General features: G+C 41.1%; 16 protein-coding genes. 3 read left to right on the top strand and 13 right to left on the bottom strand.

What is annotated here, in order from left to right:
- Positions 1-107 precede the first annotated feature (107 nt).
- Together P2E05_RS15250 and P2E05_RS15245 are read right to left on the bottom strand one after the other, a co-directional pair.
- A complete protein-coding gene (locus tag P2E05_RS15250; protein WP_276123106.1) occupies positions 108-2,744 on the bottom strand; it encodes a bifunctional acetate--CoA ligase family protein/GNAT family N-acetyltransferase in 2,637 nt (878 codons plus the stop codon).
- Positions 2,745-2,957: 213 nt separating this feature from the next.
- Entirely contained in the window at positions 2,958-3,671 is a 714-nt protein-coding gene (locus P2E05_RS15245) for a tRNA-uridine aminocarboxypropyltransferase (protein WP_154624426.1), read from the bottom strand.
- 171 nt (positions 3,672-3,842) lie between these two features.
- On the opposite strand from P2E05_RS15245, the gene P2E05_RS15240 reads away from it, so the two are divergent.
- The gene (locus P2E05_RS15240; RefSeq protein WP_154624425.1) at positions 3,843-4,880 is read left to right on the top strand and encodes a tRNA/rRNA methyltransferase; all 1,038 of its coding nucleotides are present in this window, start codon (positions 3,843-3,845) and stop codon (positions 4,878-4,880) included.
- A gap of 504 nt (positions 4,881-5,384) precedes the next feature.
- On the opposite strand, the gene emrB is transcribed toward P2E05_RS15240, so the two are convergent.
- From emrB to nrdH, 11 genes are all read right to left on the bottom strand, one after another.
- Positions 5,385-6,890, bottom strand: a complete 1,506-nt coding sequence (emrB, locus tag P2E05_RS15235) for a multidrug efflux MFS transporter permease subunit EmrB (RefSeq protein WP_154624432.1) — start codon at positions 6,888-6,890, stop codon at positions 5,385-5,387.
- A gap of 53 nt (positions 6,891-6,943) precedes the next feature.
- A complete protein-coding gene (gene emrA / locus P2E05_RS15230; protein WP_163862820.1) occupies positions 6,944-8,125 on the bottom strand; it encodes a multidrug efflux MFS transporter periplasmic adaptor subunit EmrA in 1,182 nt (393 codons plus the stop codon).
- Between the two features lie 214 nt (positions 8,126-8,339).
- The gene (gene mprA / locus P2E05_RS15225; RefSeq protein WP_154624423.1) at positions 8,340-8,867 is read right to left on the bottom strand and encodes a transcriptional repressor MprA; all 528 of its coding nucleotides are present in this window, start codon (positions 8,865-8,867) and stop codon (positions 8,340-8,342) included.
- Between the two features lie 657 nt (positions 8,868-9,524).
- On the bottom strand, positions 9,525-10,724 hold the full coding sequence (locus P2E05_RS15220; protein WP_154624422.1) for an MFS transporter: 1,200 nt from the start codon (positions 10,722-10,724) through the stop codon (positions 9,525-9,527).
- 199 nt (positions 10,725-10,923) lie between these two features.
- On the bottom strand, positions 10,924-11,922 hold the full coding sequence (gene proX / locus P2E05_RS15215; protein ID WP_154624421.1) for a glycine betaine/L-proline ABC transporter substrate-binding protein ProX: 999 nt from the start codon (positions 11,920-11,922) through the stop codon (positions 10,924-10,926).
- Between the two features lie 86 nt (positions 11,923-12,008).
- Positions 12,009-13,187, bottom strand: a complete 1,179-nt coding sequence (gene proW, locus P2E05_RS15210) for a glycine betaine/L-proline ABC transporter permease ProW (RefSeq protein ID WP_276122871.1) — start codon at positions 13,185-13,187, stop codon at positions 12,009-12,011.
- Complete coding sequence (proV, locus tag P2E05_RS15205) at positions 13,177-14,379, bottom strand: glycine betaine/L-proline ABC transporter ATP-binding protein ProV (RefSeq protein ID WP_154635681.1); 1,203 nt, start codon at positions 14,377-14,379, stop codon at positions 13,177-13,179. The genes proW and proV overlap by 11 nt, the downstream gene beginning before the upstream one ends.
- Positions 14,380-15,100: 721 nt before the next feature.
- Positions 15,101-16,072, bottom strand: coding sequence for a class 1b ribonucleoside-diphosphate reductase subunit beta (gene nrdF, locus P2E05_RS15200; protein WP_154622607.1), 972 nt, complete (start codon positions 16,070-16,072; stop codon positions 15,101-15,103).
- Between the two features lie 13 nt (positions 16,073-16,085).
- Positions 16,086-18,218, bottom strand: a complete 2,133-nt coding sequence (gene nrdE / locus P2E05_RS15195; protein ID WP_272658067.1) for a class 1b ribonucleoside-diphosphate reductase subunit alpha — start codon at positions 18,216-18,218, stop codon at positions 16,086-16,088.
- 9 nt (positions 18,219-18,227) lie between these two features.
- Positions 18,228-18,641: a class Ib ribonucleoside-diphosphate reductase assembly flavoprotein NrdI gene (gene nrdI, locus P2E05_RS15190; RefSeq protein ID WP_154622609.1), complete on the bottom strand. Its 414-nt coding sequence runs from the start codon at positions 18,639-18,641 to the stop codon at positions 18,228-18,230.
- A 9-nt stretch (positions 18,642-18,650) separates the two neighbouring features.
- Positions 18,651-18,878 carry a glutaredoxin-like protein NrdH gene (nrdH, locus tag P2E05_RS15185; RefSeq protein WP_154622610.1) on the bottom strand — a complete coding sequence of 76 codons (228 nt, stop codon included), beginning with the start codon at positions 18,876-18,878 and terminating at the stop codon, positions 18,651-18,653.
- Between the two features lie 290 nt (positions 18,879-19,168).
- Here nrdH and P2E05_RS15180 point away from each other — a divergent pair, with 290 nt between their 5' ends.
- Positions 19,169-19,627 carry a methylated-DNA--[protein]-cysteine S-methyltransferase gene (locus tag P2E05_RS15180; protein ID WP_154622611.1) on the top strand — a complete coding sequence of 153 codons (459 nt, stop codon included), beginning with the start codon at positions 19,169-19,171 and terminating at the stop codon, positions 19,625-19,627.
- Positions 19,628-19,846: 219 nt separating this feature from the next.
- Positions 19,847-20,056, top strand: coding sequence for a transcription antiterminator/RNA stability regulator CspE (cspE, locus tag P2E05_RS15175; RefSeq protein ID WP_014657708.1), 210 nt, complete (start codon positions 19,847-19,849; stop codon positions 20,054-20,056).
- Positions 20,057-20,102: the final 46 nt, after the last annotated feature.

Raw genomic sequence — 20,102 nt, 5'->3', positions numbered from 1 at the left:
GGGTATAGGTTAGCGAATGATCCATGGATGATAGCATATTTAGCCAAACCATTTAGTATAAATTAAAATTCCGTTTAATTGTTGTACAAATTGGCGAAGACTATAACTTATAAATGTAATGTTAAGTTTACAACCCCTTCATCAAATTGAAGGTCAACGTCAAACCCTAGCTTTTTAGCTAAACTGATCATGTTGCGATTTTCAGGCATAGTGATCGCGGTAAGCTTTTTAATTCCATGTGAGCGCGTATAGCTCAGCAGCTTGCTCATGAGTTGGTAACCAAGTGTTAATCCTTTCATATCCGATCTAACAAGAACAGCGAATTCAGCTTCTTGATTATCAGGATCCGCCATCGCACGTGTGACACCAATAATTTCAGGGTTTGAATCTTGATTTCTTATGGCGACAAACGCCATTTCGCGGTCATAATCTATTTGCGTCATATTGGCGAGATCATCATGAGTAAACTCACTAATTTCACTAAAGTATCGATAATAAAGATCTTCTTTAGTAACCTGCGCTATAAACGATTTTAGTAATGGCTCATCTTCTGGCAGTATTGGCCTTAGTAAACAGCTGAGGTCATCTTTTAATGCGATCGTTTCTTCGAGTTCACTTGGATATGGTCGAATCGCTAATCTTGATTTTTGAATTTCGTGATCGGGAATTAAAGTCATTGAAACATCAAGCAAAGTAAATTCATCACCAGAAGCGAGCAAAGGATGGATATCAAGGCGTGCAATGTTTGGGCAATCAATGATTAGGTTGGAAACTCGTACCAGTAAGCTTGCTAAACCTGGAATATTTAAGGGGGCCAGCGCACTTCGCGCTTTGATTTTATACCCTTTAATCGCCTGAATGACCAGATATCGAGCCAGTGCCAAATTCAATGGAGGAAGGGCGACGGCGGCTTGGCTTTCTTGTTGCCACTCAATTCCCCCTTCACCTAGCATAATTAAAGGTCCAAAAACTGGATCGAGTTCAACGGCAATACGTAATTCTTGCGCTCCAGCACGGTTTGCCATACTTTGCACAAGCAAGCCGTCAATACGCGCATTTGGAAAGTTGGTTGATACACGTTCCATAATCGCTTTTGCCGCATCTCCGACTTCTTTGGCATTACGTAAGTAAAGCATAACTCCCTGAACTTCTGACTTGTGTACGATATCCGGTGAGCGGAGTTTTAAAGCAACGGGATAACCAATTTTTTCAGCTATTTTAATCGCTTCTTCACTTGAATGAGCTATCCATGTGGGTAAGCTATTTAGGCCATATGCCCGTAAAATGGGCTGAACTTCATGTGTATCTAAATGAAGTGTGTGATTTTGTAGGGCTTGCTGAATATAGGTATGCGCCTGTTGGGTATCAGCGGTGATTCCAATTGGCAGTGCCGGTGTTTCTTTTAACTGTTTTTGGTTACGGCGATACTCAACCATGTGCATATAGGCCGTTATTGCCCCTTCTGGTGTTCGATAGGTTGGGATACCGGCTTCACTAAAGAGGCGACGCGACGTTTGTGAAGAATATTCACCGCACCAGTTTGTCAGTATAGTTAGCCATTTACCCCTTGGATGCTGTTTGATCGTTTTTATCACTTTTTCAGCCATGGTTTTGCTGTCTGTTATCGCGCTAGGGGTATAAATCAACAATAGGGCATCATGATCATGGCTATCGAGCATTTTATTTAAAACATCGATGTAGCGATCAACGGTCGCATCATCACCTAAATCAATAGGATTTTGGGTTGATAGGTCAAGTGGCAGTAGCGAACTTAGTTCATTTTCCGTTTCTTGACTTAATGTCGCTAGCTTACCATTACGCTGTAATAGTTCATCTAGCGCCATTGCGGCAGGAGCTGCACCATTGCTGATAATGGACAAACGTTCCCCACGTAATGGCGTCATATAGCTCAATGTTTCTACAGCAGAAAACATTTCATGAGTATCTTGTACTCTCAGCAAGCCTGCTCGCTGAATAGCAGCATCGTAAGCTGCATCAAGGCTCGGTTTTTCTCCCAATAGCTGCTGGGCTTTACGGGTTCGGCCGCTTTTAATCACAAGGATTGGCTTATTCCGTGATGCGCTACGTGACGCAGACAGAAAACGACGAGCATCGCTGATACTTTCAAGGTAAAGCAGGATAGCACTGGTTTTACTGTCACGAGCCAGATAGTCTAGAAGATCGTCAATATCAATGTCGATGCTATCTCCCAGAGCAATAAAATAAGAGAAGCCAATATCACGATGGCGAGCCCAGTCTAATACCGTGTTAGACACGGCTGCGGATTGAGAAATAAATGCGAGTTTCCCCTTAAGAATGGGGATGGGGGAGAAACTTGCATTAAGCCCTTGCCATGGCGCTAAAATACCGAGGCTATTAGGGCCGAGTAAGCGCATTTGATATTGTTGGGCTATTTTTTTAAGTTCATTAAATTGAATCGATGGTGATGATAAAACGATAACGACATTACAGCCATATTCGCCTAGTTGCCTTAAGCAATCAGGATTTTTGGAATGATGAGTACAGATAACGGCAAGGTCGGGCTTTAAAGGAAGCTTATCAATCGAGGGATACGCGAGTACCCCAAGTATAGAGCTTCGATTAGGATTGACAGGGAGAATGGGTCCCTTAAAACCATTAGTTAATAAGTTTTTCATCATTACCGAACCTGCACGATTCGGATTCTCAGAAGCACCAATCACCGCGATTGATTTCGGTCTAAATAACGATTCTAACTGACTCAGTAAACCCATGGCTGATAACCTTTTGCTTTAGTGAGCGAAAACACCCTCAACGAATATAGAGATGCCAACTAATACTATGCCGTATTGGGTTATTAGTGCCAGTTTATCCTGATTATTTAATGGAATAATCTAATGACGTTCACGTTTTAAATCAGCCGCAATCTTCAAATTACATATTTGTTAATGAACCTAAAACAGTGTGAATGGTTTTTTCTACTCACAATGAGTTAAGCTTTTTTCTGCTTGTAGCTGTTTAGCGAGCGGATGATGAGGTTTGCCTTCTAAATATTTATCTCTAAATAAGCTGAAATGTTTAAAAAGCTGTTCGGAAGCCGGGGTGTCACCAGCCAATTCTAAGAGGGTAGCTGCAACTTCTGCGGTGCAATGTTGGTCTTCTTTTGATGGGGTGCGTAACAGGTAATCAGTACGTATTTTAGTGTTGATCGACAGCACGGGAATGTTATCGAAATAAGGGCTTTTACGAAACATTTTACGGGCTTCAGGCCATGTACCATCTAATAAAATAAATAAGGCCGGTTTATCCGAAATTGTCGGTTGATTAACGACGGTTCTGCCATTTTGGGCATAACTTTCTGGGAAAATAATATAAGGCTGCCGTGTTGGATCTTGAATGGCAGCGAGTAATTGAGGGGCAGGATCCGTTCTTGACCACTGAAAAGCCAGCGTATTGGGTAAAATATCTGCAATTAGTTTTCCGGTATTACTTGGCTTGAATACTTCGCCATCATACATGACTAAACAGAATTGACTTTTGGCTTGAGTTGGAGCGATATCTTGACACAGACATTGAGGGATAGGTAGCAAGCAGTATTGACAGCGCTTAACCCGACACCCTCGCGCCTTAAAAGGTTTTGTTGAAGTCGCTAAACGTTCTTGGCGTAATGTATAAACGGCATTTTTAGTCATGTTGGGCGTTGGTTTTCGATATCGATAAAACAAAGCGCGTATTGTACGTAAATCTGTTGCATGACGATAGCAGTATATTCGCTATCTTTTAGATGCAATAATAGTGGGAATCAGTGGCGTAGCTCGGTAACATCATGTAATCTTCGCGCCATAGCTTTGTAGGGGATAGCAATGAACGACTCGAATGATTTTAATGGTAAGAATGGCAAAGTAAAAGTGATGTATGTCCGTAGCGAAGGCCAAGATGACGGCAATAGCAAAGGTAAGCGTCAACAGGATAATAAGCGATCTCATGATAAAAGAGACGGGCGTCGTCATGAACGTACGGGTCGCTCCGATGATAGAAGAGGTCAGCCACCTCGTGAACGTTCGGCTTGGCGCACAGTATCGAAGCCAAACAGTGATGAGCTGATGAATGATCATGGTGGTATTTCTGGCAAAAGCCAAATCGATCCTGAGCAATTGCGCAAGCAACGTTTAGAAGAAACGCGTATTTATGGCGAAAACGCGTGTCAGGCTATGTTTAAGAACCGCCCAGATGCCATCGTGCGAGCTTGGTTCTTGCAGTCAGTGACCCCACGCTTTCGTGATGCGTTAAAATGGATGGCGGCAAACCGTAAAGCTTACCACGTGGTGGATGATGAAGAGCTAACCAAAGCATCGGGAACTGAACATCATGGTGGTGTCTGTTTCATCATTAAAAAACGTGGTGGTATGGATGCTAAAACCTATTTGCAACAAGCACCAGCGAAAGATTGTGTGCTCGCGCTTGAAGATGTGGGTAACCCACATAACTTAGGTGGCATTATGCGTAGCTGCGCCCATTTTGGTGTACAAGGTGTCATTCTACAAGATGCTGGCATGCTGGAGTCGGGAGCAGCGATCCGTACAGCAGAAGGTGGGGCCGAGCATATCAAAGCAATTGATGCTGATGGACTTAGCAATACACTGAACCATTTCCGTCAAGCCGGTTATACCATTGTGACGACATCCAGCCATAAAGGTAGTCAAGATATTGCGAAAGCACAGCTCCCTGAAAAAATGGTTTTAGTGTTAGGGCAAGAACGTGATGGCCTAAGTGACAGTGTATGGAACGAAGGTGATATGAGTCTGTACATTGGTGGTACAGGTAAAGTTGAAAGTTTGAATGTGTCAGTTGCGACAGGTGTGATGCTGGCGCAATGGTGGCAGCAAAATAAAGCCAAATAATCACGCGCATTTATGATATAGCTGCATATAAACAGTTTTTAACTGACTGGTTATATGCAGTATTTTTATGGCAAAACGATTTTTCTGTCTCAGGGCGTTTAACATCATACCCGTCAAGAAGGCCAATGCTTGTGTTTACCTAAATTCTTCACGAGACAAGCCGCCAATGCCAATATACGGCTACCTGTTATGTTGGGCTTCAAAGATAACGCCAATTCACGCAATCTTGTTGCTTTATTAGTGTAATCTCGAAATTAGCGTCAGCAGGTGAATGCATAACGCTAACATACTGTACTAAAGAGAACTAATAACTATACAGCAAGTGAGATAGAAAGTAGGTCGTTAGCCAATAAAGCAGCGCATGCTCACGATGATATTTCTTGGCCGAGCGAATCGGGTATTAGACGCCGCAGAAAGAATCACGCAATTTGCTCTAAATGAAGGCATTAACCATTAAGATCCTGTCATCCAAGTCAAAGGAATAACGAGGATCTTAATTCATCACTAATGGGCGCCACCGCCACCGCCACCTTTAGAACCTGCACCAAATGGCGGTTTGGCAAACCAAACAATTACCATGAGTAAAATAAAGATCCCTGCTGATAACCAAAAAATTTCATTTGCCGATAGGATCAGCCCTTGGTCTGTGATTGTTTTCGCTAAATAAGCGGCACTCTGCTGTTCATTCATGCCCATTTGCGCCAATTCACTATACATATGCTGAGCATTTGGATTATAGGGGTTGATAAATTCTGTCAGATTCTCATGGTGCATGGCTTCACGTTGTGTCCACATCGTGGTGGTGATCGATGTGCCTATCGCGCCGGCTAACGTACGTGTAAAGTTGGATAAACTCGATGCCGACGCCATTTTTTCAGGGGGTAGCCCTGATAACGTAATGGTTGTTAAAGGCATGAAGAAACACGCGATTGCGAGCCCTTGTACGAATTGTGGCCATGCTGCCGCGGCAAATCCCATATCAGGCTCAAACGTATAGGCTCGCCAGTAGTAACAAACAGCATAAATAATAAAGCTGAACGTAACGATATAGCGCATATCAATCCGATTACCAAAACGACCAATGATTGGCGTGATCAGTAAAGGTAAGAGACCGACAGGGGCAGAGGCAAGCCCCGCCCATGTTGCGGTATAGCCATAGACTTCCTGCAATAATTGAGGCAGTAGTACGATGGTGCCGAAATAGAGCATATAAGCGAGACTGAGTGATAAGCAACCGATCGTAAAGTTCCGCTCTTTAAAGAGTGAAAGGTCAATGACTGGATGGTCATCAGTCAGCTCCCAAACAATTAAGAACGAAATGGCAACGACAGCAACGATAGTAAGAACAATAATTTCAGTAGAGTTAAACCAATCCAGTTCTTTTCCTTGGTCTAACATAATTTGCAGAGCACCAATTCCAACCACTAATAGCACTAAGCCAATAGTATCAATAGGTTGAATAGAAATTTTTGTTTCACGACCTTTTAGTGTCTGCATGATGGCAAAAATAATTGCAATACTAAAGGGGACGTTGATAAAGAATATCCAACCCCAATGGTAATTATCGCTAATATAACCGCCAAGTATTGGCCCACAAATGGGGGCAATCACGATGGTCATTGACCACAATGCTAACGCCATATTACGTTTTGCTGGTGGATAGTTATTAAGCAATAAACTTTGTGATAAAGGAATGAGGGGGCCAGCGACAAGCCCTTGTAATACACGAAATAAAATAAGCATCTCTAAGCTACCAGAGATGCCGCATAACCATGAAGTAAGAGCAAAGAGACCCGTAGACCATAAAAATAATCGTACTTCACCAATTCTACGGGCAAGCCATCCCGTTATAGGGATTGAGATTGCATTGGCCACGCCAAATGAGGTAATGACCCAAGTCCCCTGAGAGTTCGAGGCGCCGAGATTACCCGCGATTGTAGGGATGGCAACGTTCGCAATCGTTGAGTCCAAAACTTGCATAAAGGTGGCGAGCGAGAGGGCTATCGTCATCCATGCAAGTTTAGATCCTGTTAAAGGCGCATTTGTCACAATTACACCTCAGATTATTTGTTGCCTGAGTTACTATTAATAATATCAGTAACTATTTTGTCCGCAGGAGACATATCAATCGCCAGTGCAGAGGTATGGTAGGCCGGAGCATCACGCAGACCTTTTGAAAGCACTTTGCCATCTTTATTAAGCGTATCAACGGTCACTTCTGTGGATAGACCAATACGTAATGGATATTGTTCCAATTGTGTTGGGTCTAATGCAATGCGTACCGGTAAACGTTGAACGACTTTAATCCAGTTTCCTGTCGCATTTTGAGCTGGCAGTAAAGAAAACGCGCTACCAGTTCCCATATCTAATCCAACAACAGTGCCGTTGAAAGTGATATTTTTGCCGTAGAAGTCCGTAGTGACTTTGGCAGGTTGACCAATGCGCATATCAGCCAATTGAGTTTCTTTAAAATTAGCATCGATCCACATTCCCTCAGAAGGTACGATAGCCATCAACGGTGTTGCGGTCGTGATTTGTGAGCCTACTTGTACGCTACGGCGTGAAACATAACCATCAACAGGGCTGACAATTTTTGTCCGCTGTAACGCCAACCATGTATTTCTCACCTCTGTGGCGGCAGCTTCGACGGCAGGTTGTTTGGCTAATGGGGTATCTAGGATGATGGCATTATTTGCATTCAATTGTTCAATGGCAACTTCAAGAGCGGCTTTGGCGCTCACAACAGCTTCTCGCGCGTGTTGCAATTCTTCTTTACCAATGAGATTACTGCTGCCAAGAACTTCACGACGTTTTAAATCATTTTGCAGTCGCACTAATTCAGAGCGTTTCATATCAATGTTCGCTTGATATTGACGGCTATTTACGATTTGTTGATGGGTTTGGCGAACACTGTTTGCGAGCGTTGTTTTCGCTTTTTCTAAAGCTAGCTGGGCATCTCTAGGATCGAGTTCAACTAAGATTGTGCCACTTTTCACATAATCTGTGTTATCGACGTTAACCGTCATAACACTCCCCGATATTTGTGACTGTATCTGGACTTGATTACCTGCTACGTAGGCATTATCAGTCGTTTCATAATGACGTAAGACGAAGAACCAGTAGATAGCCCAGCCAACACCCACGACAATAAAAAGGAAGGTGAGAAATAGTAAAGCATTTCTGCGTTTTCTTTTTTTATTAGGGTGTTGATTAGGGGTTGATTGAATTTCCTCATGGGCACTCATTCTGGTGTTCTCCGCTCATCGGCATTTTAGATCACGAATGTTCCCAGTAGTTAGCGCTAACCACTGGAAACTGAGACAACAACTGATATATTTGCTTGATGGGATATCTTAAGCACAAGATAGAAAGGATAGCGAAATCTTTCAGACAGAAAAGTCTTTTTTCGTCTTTTAGCTTATAAATGCCTCAAATACATTACCCACAAAATTATAGTGGTTAATAATTGCTATAATCTTTAACAGTATCTAGCTTAATTAGTAACTTACGCATCAATTTGTTGAGTTGTTGTTGCTCTTCTAGCTCTAATACAGACCAAATATCTTTTAAGGCAGTGTGCTGAGGCGGAAGTAGCCCAGCTAAAAACTCAGAGCCTTTTTCAGTCAGGTGAAGATGTAAGCACCGGCGGTCATTGTGACTTTCCTTACGCTCAATCCAACCATTTTTTTCTAACTCATCAGCGATACGCGTTGCATTGGTTCGTGAAGAACCTAAAGCTGCACTTAGCTCAGAAGGTTGAATACTTCGAGAATCTTTTGTATCTAGGATCATTAACGCCATAAACAGTGTTTCGTTAATCCCTTGTGCCTTGAGCATATTGTTACGTGACTCAAGGAGTTTACCATGAACATGCATACAAAGACGCGTTAGGAGGATCTCCTGATAGGGAATAGGATTGTTATGCGAATTTTGCTGTGCGACACGAGCATTTAATAGCTCTTCTGTCGGAGTAAATGAACTTTCCATTATTTAGATACCTTATTAGTTTCAGTTGGTAAGATTACAACTGTCATCAACCATCTAAATGGTATATCAAAAGCTAAAATTAGCAATTGTAGTTAATTGATATCATCAAATTTATTTTGATAATGATACATAATTCATAAATTTTATGAATGTAATTTACTCGGTTTAGTATAGCGTAATTCTATCATTCTGCCTTTTAAATTAGTTTATAGGAGTAAAATAATCATTTTATTTTATTTTTAAGGCTGATAGTCACAGAGTAAAACAAAATAAAATCATGTAATTACGATCTAAACTACGGTTACATTCATTATTCAACAGGATTTGTAAACCTTTCATCTATCAGCTATATAAAATCAAGTGGAAACTAACTCATTGATCATCATACCATTGGGTAATAGTCATAATTAGAAACTAAATTGTAACTTTATATTGAGCGACATTTTTTGTTTAATTGTGTTATTTGATGATTTTTGCCTATGTAACTATTACAAAATAAAACCATCGGTAAAAATTTGTGATTGTGATGGGGAGGCGATAGAGAAAGATGAGGGGAGTAAATACGAGAGGAGTATTTCAATATATTACATTTACTGATGTTTGTGCTTTCAATTCGTTGAGAGCTCCTGAAGCGCAGTCACTCTCAACGAATACCTTTTATTCATCTGATGGGTATATGGCGGGATCGAAGCGCGATCCTATCGCCCAAATCACCAAACTAACGACAGATAATACTGCTCCGCATACCACAACCCCTTCCCAGCTGGCTTGTTCATAAGCATAGCCAGATAATAAAGAGCCAAGAGCACCACCAATAAAATAGCTGGTCATATAACCCGCGGTGATACGATTGCGCGCCTCGGGGAGGATGCGATACAAAGTACTTTGATTGGTGACATGAACCGCTTGAATGGCAAGATCCAGAATTAACACGCCTATAATAAAAGCAATCAGAGAGTCTTTGGCAAATCCAATGGGTATCCACGACAGAAATAAGAGAATCAGTCCAATCGTCGTGACTCGCTTGCCTTTACCTTTATCCACCAAATGGCCCGCTTGTGAAGCCATCAATGCCCCAGCGGCCCCAACTAAACCAAACAGTCCTATGGTGCCTTCTGAAAAACGAAATGGGGGGCTTGCAAGCAAGAAAGCCATTGCCGTCCAAAGTAGTGCGAAGTTGGCAAAAGACAAAGCCCCCAATAGTGCGCGAACGGCTAACACTGGCGTTCCACAAAATAGGCGACCAATTGAAAGTAATAGCTGAAAATAATTGAGTTCTGTTTTTTGGTGATAACGTGGCAACTTAAATGAAAGCACAATAATCAAAATAATTAATAACCCAAAAGCGACCCAATAGATGGTTCGCCATCCACCGATCATTGCTACTGCCCCTGAAATAGTTCTGGCCAGTAATATTCCTAAGAGTAATCCACTCATGATAATGCCGACAGATTTTCCTCTTTGATGCGGTTTTGCCAGGGTTGCGGCCATGGGAATTAAAACTTGAGCGACAACAGAAAATAGCCCTGTAAGCGCAGTTCCTAAAAGTATTTGCCATACATTATTAGATAGCGCTGTAATGAGTAGGCCGATGGCAGACAAGGTGGTCATTACTAAAATGAGACGCTTGCGTTCAAAGATATCCCCTAGAGGCACTAAAAATAGTAAGCCAACGGCATAGCCTAACTGGGCGGCGGTGACAATAAAGCCTGCCATGTTGGTTGTCAGGTTAAACTGTGTCGCGATGGTTTCCAGAAGGGGTTGTGCGTAGTAGTTACTTGCCACGACAAGGCCTGTCGCAATGGCCATTAAGATAACTAAACCTGTCGTGAGTTCTGCTTGTGGTGCTTTATTCATTCATTATCTACTCATTATTCATAAGGTCACTACTATAAACAATTTTTAGCGATGTCATTGGAACATTTTATCAATTAATGAGCCGGTTTCAGGTGAGTGATGAGAATACGAGTCGATTAGCGTTAGCGAGTGTCATTTATTCATTAACGAAAAAAAGCCACCTAATGCGGTGGCTTAGAAGTCAGATTAGCGATTGAGACTATTTTTCAGCCGCTTTTCGCGCTTCCTCGACCCAACCATCAAAGGTGGATTGATGGGCTTTGATCCACGCATCTGTATGACGGCGGATGTCGGACTGTGAAGCTTCTCCGTTATGCATTCTTAAATTTTGAGCATTAATATCGGCAATAGGCAGTTTCATGATTTCAAATAGCTTAGCGGCTGCTGGGTTATCTTCTGCCCATTTTTTATTTGCCGCGATATGCATCGTATTTGGTGGGAAACCATAATTTTTACCATTCGGCAGTTTAGTCTCTGTTTTGTCATTATTAGGCATCGAAGAGAAAGGAACTTCTAGCCAAACAACATCACGACCGGGTTTGAGTACATCACTGATCCAATAAGGAGTCCATGTATAATAGAGAATAGGCTTGCCTTCTTTGTAGCGTGTGATGGTATCTGCCATCATGGCCGCATAGTTGCCTTGATTGTGTTCAACGGTTTTTTCTAAATCATACGCTTTTAAATGATTATTGATTGCGGCTTCACACCCCCAACCCGGATTACAACCAGTTAAATCCGCCTTATTATTGCCGTTAGTATCGAATAACTTGGCAATTTTAGGATCTTTTAGTTGCTCAATATTGGTGATGTTATATTTTTCAGCGGTTTTTTTATCGATTAGGTAGCCTTGAGCGGCATTAACCACATAATCACCTTGGCGATAAAAGGCTTTATCCCCACCGGCTGCATTATATTGAGCATCATGCAATGGCACCCAACTAACCGCCAAATAGGTTGCATCACCATTCGCAATTGATGCATAGGCGACGTTATAGTCAACCTCTTTGATGGGTTCGACTTCATAACCTAGTTTTTCCAGTGCTTTTGCTACCAGCAATGTTTGAAACGTTTCCTCGCTAATCGTACTTTGAACTGGCGTGACTTTTATTCCTTTACCAGGCAGATCTTCTGCATTAGCGAGTGGAACGGCAAGTAAGGTCGTCAGGGCTGTTGCCAATATCATCGGTTTTTTCATTATTGATACCTCTGTTTGTCGTTTTGGCTTGCCTTTGCAAGCGACGAGCCGCATTGACGGCTCTATCGTGAATAGGGAATTAAAAATTAATTCGATTTTTTACTAAATGGTCGGGTGATTAGGCCTATTGGGCCGTGTTGGTACCAGCGAGTAGACTGTTTGTTACGCGATTTTTGACCTAGGGATTGCGTTAATCGGTCAAGGACGATAGCCAGTACAACAATGCCGACACCGCCGACAGAAGCCAGTCCCATATCAAGACGACCAATACCGCGTAGTACCATTTGTCCTAAGCCACCGACGGCAATCATCGATGCAATAACAACCATCGAAAGCGCCAACATCAAGGTTTGGTTTACCCCGGCCATGATGGTCGGCATTGCCAAAGGGAGTTGGACTTTAAACAGCAGTTGGCTAGGACTTGCACCGAAAGATTCCGCCGCTTCAATTAGGTCAGCAGGAACTTGTTTAATGCCTAAGATGGTGAGGCGGATAATCGGAGGCAAAGCAAAGATGATTGTGACGACAACGCCCGGGACGTTACCAATACCAAAAAGCATAACAATAGGTACTAAGTAAACGAAGGCTGGGGTTGTTTGCATGGCATCGAGTATTGGCCTAACAACGCTGGCGGCTTTGTCACTACGCGCCAACCAAATCCCGAGTGGTAGCCCAATGATCAAACAAAAGAAGAGAGAGGTGAGTACTAAAGAAAGCGTCACCATAGCCTCAGACCAAGCGCCGATAGCACCGATCAGAATCATCGATATCAGCGTTGCAACACCCATCATACGGCCTGACAGTTGCCATGCTATTAATGCAAATAAGATAATCGCTACGGGCGAAGGTAGGGAGGTTAAAAATTGTTCAAAACCACTGAGGATGAAATCAATTGGAATACGGATACCCTGAAAAACAGGGCGAAAATGTAATACGATCCAATCAATTGCTTCAGTAACCCAAGAATCAAGAGGGATCAGTGTCTGCTGGAAAGGATCCATGATATTGAAATGTTCAGGCACAATACTGTCAGCTGGTGCGGCATCAAGCCAATCACTCCCCCCTGTGTCAGCCGGTGTAGACGTATCTGTGGCATTTCCCCAAGGATCGCTATCCGTTGAGGCCTGATTGTCTGAGCTCATTGCCCATGGATCACTTTCTGTATTGGTTTCTGTTGTCCCCTCTTGCTTTGAGGTTTCATCGACCTGCGCATCTGCCCATGGGTCTTGATGGTCATTTTTATGCTCTTGTGTGTTATTGCTCATTTGATGTCTCCTTATCCAGTGCCTGTAGCAGCATTCCTTTTGAGATCACACCAAGATAGCGGTTTTTCTCATTGATCACAGGAACAGCACAGGGAGCTTGCGCAACCGTTGAAATCACCTCGTTGAGAGGTGTATCACCTTGGATTGGCTCGATACTGGTGATGACAGCAGCTTCAATACCTTGTTTCTGTTGTAATGCTTTTTCTAATGACTCGATAGAAACGACCCCTGCAAAGGTATGGCCTCGTGAAAGTAGATAGCCATATTGACGGTCGTCGTCATTAAGCACTTTGAGGGCTGAGCGAGGACCAAAACCTGGCGCGATGTGTAGTAATGCATCGGCTCTTCTGCGGGCAATATCTTTGGCACTAAAGACTTGGCTAATATCGACACCACGGAAGAAGGTTTTGACGTAATCATTAGCGGGATTATTTAATATTTCGTCTGGTGTACCTGTTTGAACGATAACGCCGCCTTGCATAATGGCGATCCGATCACCGATACGCATCGCTTCGTCAAGGTCGTGAGAAATAAACACAATAGTGCGTTGCTTGTCGCCCTGAAGAGAGAGTAGCTCGTCTTGCATTTCAGTTCGAATCAAAGGATCAAGCGCTGAAAAAGCTTCATCCATCAACAAAATATCTGGGTCATTTGCTAGCGCTCGAGCTAGACCGATACGTTGCCTCATCCCACCGGATAATTCATCGGGATAAGAATAAGCCCATTTTTCAAGGTTGACTTGGTGGAGGGCATCCATCGCTTTTTTATGGCGCTCTTCTTTAGGGATACCAGAAAGCGTCATACCGAAAGCGGTATTATCAATGACATTCATATGGGGCATTAATGCAAAGGATTGGAAAACCATACTAATTTTTGTTCTTCTGACCTGACGTAAGGCCTTGTCAGAGATATTAGAGATATCTTCCCCATCAATCAGTACTTGCCCGCTGGTGGGTTCGATCAGTCGATTGAGTAAACGTACTAATGTTGACTTTCCTGATCCTGAAAGTCCCATAACAACAAAGATTTCACCTTCTTCAATGGCTAAATTGGCATTTTGAACACCCACGGTTTGGCCCGTTTTTTCAAAGATGTCATCTTTGTCCATTCCCGATTCTAAAAGTTTGAACGCGTGATCCGGATGTTCCCCAAAAATTTTATATAAGTTTTTAACTTCTAATTTTATTGGCATACAGTGATTACCCATTTTTCAATTAATAAATGACTCAAAGCTGGTATCGAATTGAAGCTGATTTTTATAGGGCGACTCAAAATTCGAATTAACGCTTTAGACTATTGGTTGAAAATATTAAGGGTAGATATTCCTATTATTTTAAAAGTGAATTTAATAATTATGGCTTAATTTGAATGACTCCATTTTAAATTATTAGAAAAATAAACAAGCAATATAACCTAGCATAATAAATTGTGCTGACAACCCTAGGTTAAGGACTATTAATCAAAAAATAGCGAGTTATTTATCGATTAAATTGAGTAAAGTGGTACTTTTATTCGTTTCAATATATAAATACCCTGAATTCAGATATACATGTTAACTTTATGTTGTGTTTGAAGTTATTTTGTTTTTAAAACAGAATTTGAAGTAATAATGAAAAAGAAAAAGTGTTTATTTTAACGCTTAGGTCTTTTTGAAAATAAAAATAGAAATAATTTAAAAATAAATGCCAAATGATTAGTGTTGCTTATCAATTTTTTCGTGTAACTATCTTTATTGAAGAAATGTTATTTGATATGGCTATAAAAAATGAATTATTTAACAGGAAAGTATGTTAATTTCGAAGTGATTTGAGTGTTTTTTGAACCAAAAACTATCTATCAAAATAAAGTCCATATTATTCAGCTAGATAGTTTTTTTGTTGTTTATAAAGGGATGGGTTAACTAAATTGATTGATTAGAAGTCCCAATCATCATCTTCTGTACTTACCGCTTTACCAATCACATATGAAGAACCAGAACCAGAAAAGAAATCGTGATTTTCATTAGCATCGGGTGAGAGTGCCGACAATATAGCCGGGCTTACATCAGTCACTATATCGGGAAATAATGCCTCATAACCTAAATTCATTAAGGCTTTATTGGCATTATAATGGAGGAATTTTTTCACATCTTCCGTCCATCCTACGGAGTCATATAATTCTTGCGTATAATTCACTTCATTTTCATATAAATCAAAAAGTAATGAAAAGGTAAACTCTTTAATTTCTGCTTGAGTTTTTTCATCATAATTGAATAATGATTTTTGAAATTTATAGCCTATATAATAGCCATGAATTGCCTCATCACGGATAATCAATCGGATGAGATCGGCAGTATTGGTTAATTTACCTCGACTGGACCAATACATGGGTAAATAGAAGCCAGAATAGAATAAGAATGACTCTAAAAATACACTGGCCACTTTTTTCTTTAATGGATGAGTATCACAATAATAAGATAAGATAATCTTGGCTTTATTTTGTAACGCAGAGTTTTCTTCACTCCAGCGATAGGCATCATCCACATCGGTGGTAGAACACAGCGTTGAAAAAATAGAGCTATAGGAGCGAGCATGTACCGCTTCCATAAAACTGATATTTGACAGAACGGCTTCTTCATGTGGCGTAAGGGCGTCGGGCATTAAACTTGGCGCACCCACGGTATTTTGAATCGTGTCAAGTAGTGTAAGCCCAGTAAAAACTCTAATTGTGAGTTGTTGCTCGGCAGCCGTTAGCGTATTCCACGAAGGAATATCATTCGATAAAGGAATTTTTTCTGGTAACCAAAAATTGGTGGTTAAACGATTCCAAACTTCAAGGTCTTTATCATCTTCTATGCGATTCCAGTTAATCGCTTTAACGGTAGCAGATGAAATTTGCGTAGTCATACTGATTTTCCTTTTAAAGCGTACATGAAACACAACCATCAATTTCTGTGCCTTCTAAGGCCGTTTGGCGAAGCCGAATGTAGTACAGTGTTTTTATCCCTTTACGCCAGGCATAAATTTGCGCTCGATTAATATCTCGCGTGGTCGCGTCATCTTTAAAAAATAAAGTGAGAGATAACCCCTGATCGACATGCTGAGTGGCAACCGCATAGGTATCGATGATTTTTTCAGGTCCAATTTGGTAAGCATCTTGATAATATTCAAGATTATCATTGTTCATAAAAGGCGCAGGATAATAGACACGTCCAATTTTGCCTTCTTTACGGATTTCAATTCGAGCAACAATTGGATGAATGCTCGATGTTGAGTTATTAATGTAAGAGATGGACCCTGTTGGAGGGATGGCTTGTAGATTTTGGTTATAAATACCGTGTTCCATCACGGATTGCTTAAGTGATTGCCAATCCTCTTGAGTTGGAATTTCGATACCCGAACGTCGGAATAATTCCTGAACGGTTTGTGTTTTTGCTAACCAACTTTGGTTGATATATTTATCGAAATAGCGACCATTCGCATAATCTGAATCTTCAAAGCCTTTGAAAGCCTCTTTACGCTCAATCGCTAATTGGTTCGATATTCTTAGTGCATGATAGGTGATGGTATAAAAATAGATATTGGTAAAGTCGAGCGCTTCTTCTGAGCCATAATGAATTCGCTCTCTTGCGAGATAGCCGTGTAAGTTCATTTGCCCAAGGCCGATTGCATGCGATTGATGATTGCCTTGTTCGATTGAAGGCACTGAACGGATATAGCTCATATCAGAAACGGCGGTTAATGCTCTAATTGCTATGTCTATGGAGTGGGCAAAATTAGGGGAGTCCATCATTTTAGCAATATTCATGGAGCCTAAGTTACAACTGATATCTTTTCCAATTTCTCGATAGCTTAAATCGTCTTCATAGATGCTAGGGCGATTAACTTGCAGAATTTCTGAACACAGATTGCTCATATTAATACGGCCAGCGATGGGATTAGCACGATTGGCGGTATCTTCAAATAAAATATACGGATAGCCAGATTCAAACTGTATCTCAGCGAGCGTTTGGAAGAATTCGCGAGCATTAATTTTATATTTTTTGATGGCTTTATTATTCACCATCTCATGATATTTATCAGTCACACTGATTTCTGACATCGGGACACCATACTCTCGCTCAATATCATAAGGCGAGAATAGATACATCTCTTTGTTTTCTTTGGCTAACTGAAAGGTAATGTCAGGAATGACGACGCCTAATGATAATGTTTTAATGCGAATTTTTTCATCCGCGTTTTCTCTTTTAGTATCAAGAAAACGCATTATATCAGGGTGGTGGGCATGTAAATACACGGCCCCCGCGCCTTGTCGGGCACCTAATTGATTGGCATATGAAAAGGCATCCTCCAACATTTTCATGACAGGAACGACGCCAGATGACTGATTTTCAATAAGTTTTATTGGTGCTCCTTGTTCACGCAAATTGGTCATCAGAAAAGCGACGCCGCCGCCACGTTTGGATAATTGAAGAGCCGAGTTAACGGAGCGACCAATAGATTCCATATTGTCTTCAATGCGCAGTAAAAAACAGGAAACCAGTTCTCCACGCTGCTTTTTTCCGCAATTCAAGAACGTCGGGGTTGCCGGTTGAAAGCGTCCGCTAATGATTTCATCAACCAAAGAGCTTGCTAGTGCCTGATTTCCCTGTGCAAGGGTGAGGGCGACCATACATACACGATCTTCATAACGCTCAAGATAACGTTTGCCATCGAACGTTTTTAAGGTATAGCTTGTATAGTATTTGAACGCACCTAAAAAGGTTTGAAAACGAAACTTGTGTGCATAGGCTTGCTTAAAAAGCTTTTTAATAAAGGCAAAGTCATATTGCTCAAGGAGTTGTGGCTCGTAATAGTTTTCGTTAACTAAAAAGTCGAGTTTTTCTTTTAAATCATGAAAGAAAACGGTGTTTTGGTTTACATGTTGGCGAAAATAATGATGCGCGGCTTCGCGATCTTTTTCAAACTGGATTTCGCCTGCACTGTTGTACAAGTTCAGCATGGCATTAAGTGCATGATAATCAACAGTGGCTTTAGTTTTGGTATTTTCCATTGACTTGCTCTAATGATGTTTTTGTTGCCAAAAAGCGTTTAGTCCATCACGGACACGTTGTACATCGCGCTCCGTGCCTAATAATTCAAATCGATACAAATAGGGGACTTGGCACTTGCTCGCGATGATATCGCCAGCAATGGCATAGGCCTCGCCAAAATTCGTATTACCCGCCGCGATAACTCCTCGAATGAGCTGCCGATTTGATTCAATATTAAGAAAACGGATCACTTCTTTTGGTACCGCTCCGCGGCTTCCGCCACCACCATAAGTCGGTAGCAAGAGCACAAATGGTGTCGTCGCAATAATGTCGCATTGCTGTCCACCGATAGGTAAGCGGGTTGCTGGAAGGCCAACTTTTTCGACAAAGCGATGGCAATTACCTGAGTGGCTCGAAAAGTAGATCAGTGATTCCGTTTGCATAACCCTCTCCTAAGCTGAAAGGCGGCTGATTATGTCAGGACGAAAACCAGACCAATGTTCTTGATCTGCCACGACAACAGGAACTTGTTGATAACCTAACTGGCGAACAAACTGTAAGGCTTCATCATCTTGAGTGAGATCGACCACTTGATACGGAATACTTTTACGGTCTAAGGCTTGGTAAGTCGCATTACATTGCACGCAGTCGGGTTTACTATAAATTGTAATAACAGCCATATTGAGTACCTTTAAGTGTATTGAAGACTATCAGTAGTGTGATGATTAGTATTTAAAGACTATATATAGATCTAATTTTTTTCAACCACACAATATATAGTGGATTGGCAATATTGAATGATAATTATTCTAATTATTGGCTAGGTGATTATTTATGTTGAGGAATTAAATTTTGAGGTTTTGAATAGTTCTGTTATCAAGACTAAGAAAAAATATCATTGCCAAGTAGAAATAATACAGTTTATAACTGTATATACGATCAGATAATGGCATTCTCTTAAGGGGATATTATGTATCATCAATATTTGGCGACACCGGAAAAATTTCCTAAGCCTTGGGTACAAATTACGGCAGATGATGAAGGGGTGACAAGTATCTATTTTGTTGAACAAAAGAGTCATCCTGAGCACAAGAATGAACATTCTCAATTATGTGCAAAAGAACTTGAAGAATATTTTAACCACAAGCGGAAAGTGTTCACCGTAAAATTAAATCCACAAGGAACTGAATTTCAAAAAAAAGTATGGGGTCATCTCTGTAGTATTCCTTTTGGGGAACGCTGGAGCTATAAAGACCTCGCACTGAAATTGGGGTCGGTGAACTATTGCCGAGCAGTCGGTATGGCGAATTCACGTAATCCAATTTCTTTGATTGTTCCTTGCCATCGTGTGTTAGGACATGATGGCAAGCTAGTCGGTTATACTGGTGGTTTAGACATTAAAGGCTGGTTATTAGAGCATGAAAAGTAATATGCTAAATAGTCGGCTAACAGTAATATTATTATTCGGATTAATTGCTATTATAAAGAATAATTCATGCTAAATTAGAAATTTATCCTGATAAATAATATTTTTTTATGCTTTTTGTCAATTTTCGTGATCTAGGTTGTAGACAAGTAAGTTGTATATCTGTTGTACTGAGCTTGACACTGATGGTGTGTCTATTTCTATTTTAAAGGTAATAATTTGATGTCTAAAGTTAAAGGTAACGTTAAGTGGTTCAACGAGTCTAAAGGTTTCGGTTTTATCACTCCAGAAGATGGCAGCAAAGATGTGTTTGTTCACTTTTCTGCTATTGCGAGCGAAGGTTTCAAAACCCTAGCAGAAGGTCAGAAAGTTGAATTTGAAATCACTGAAGGCGCTAAAGGCCCATCTGCTGTAAACGTTGTCTCTCTGTAATTTCAACAAATAGAAACGAACAGCCTCTAAACTCGCTCCAGTTTAA

This window comes from Providencia stuartii, from assembly GCF_029277985.1.
GTDB classification, from domain to species: domain Bacteria; phylum Pseudomonadota; class Gammaproteobacteria; order Enterobacterales; family Enterobacteriaceae; genus Providencia; species Providencia zhejiangensis.
This window is presented reverse-complemented; position numbering and strand designations above follow the sequence as displayed.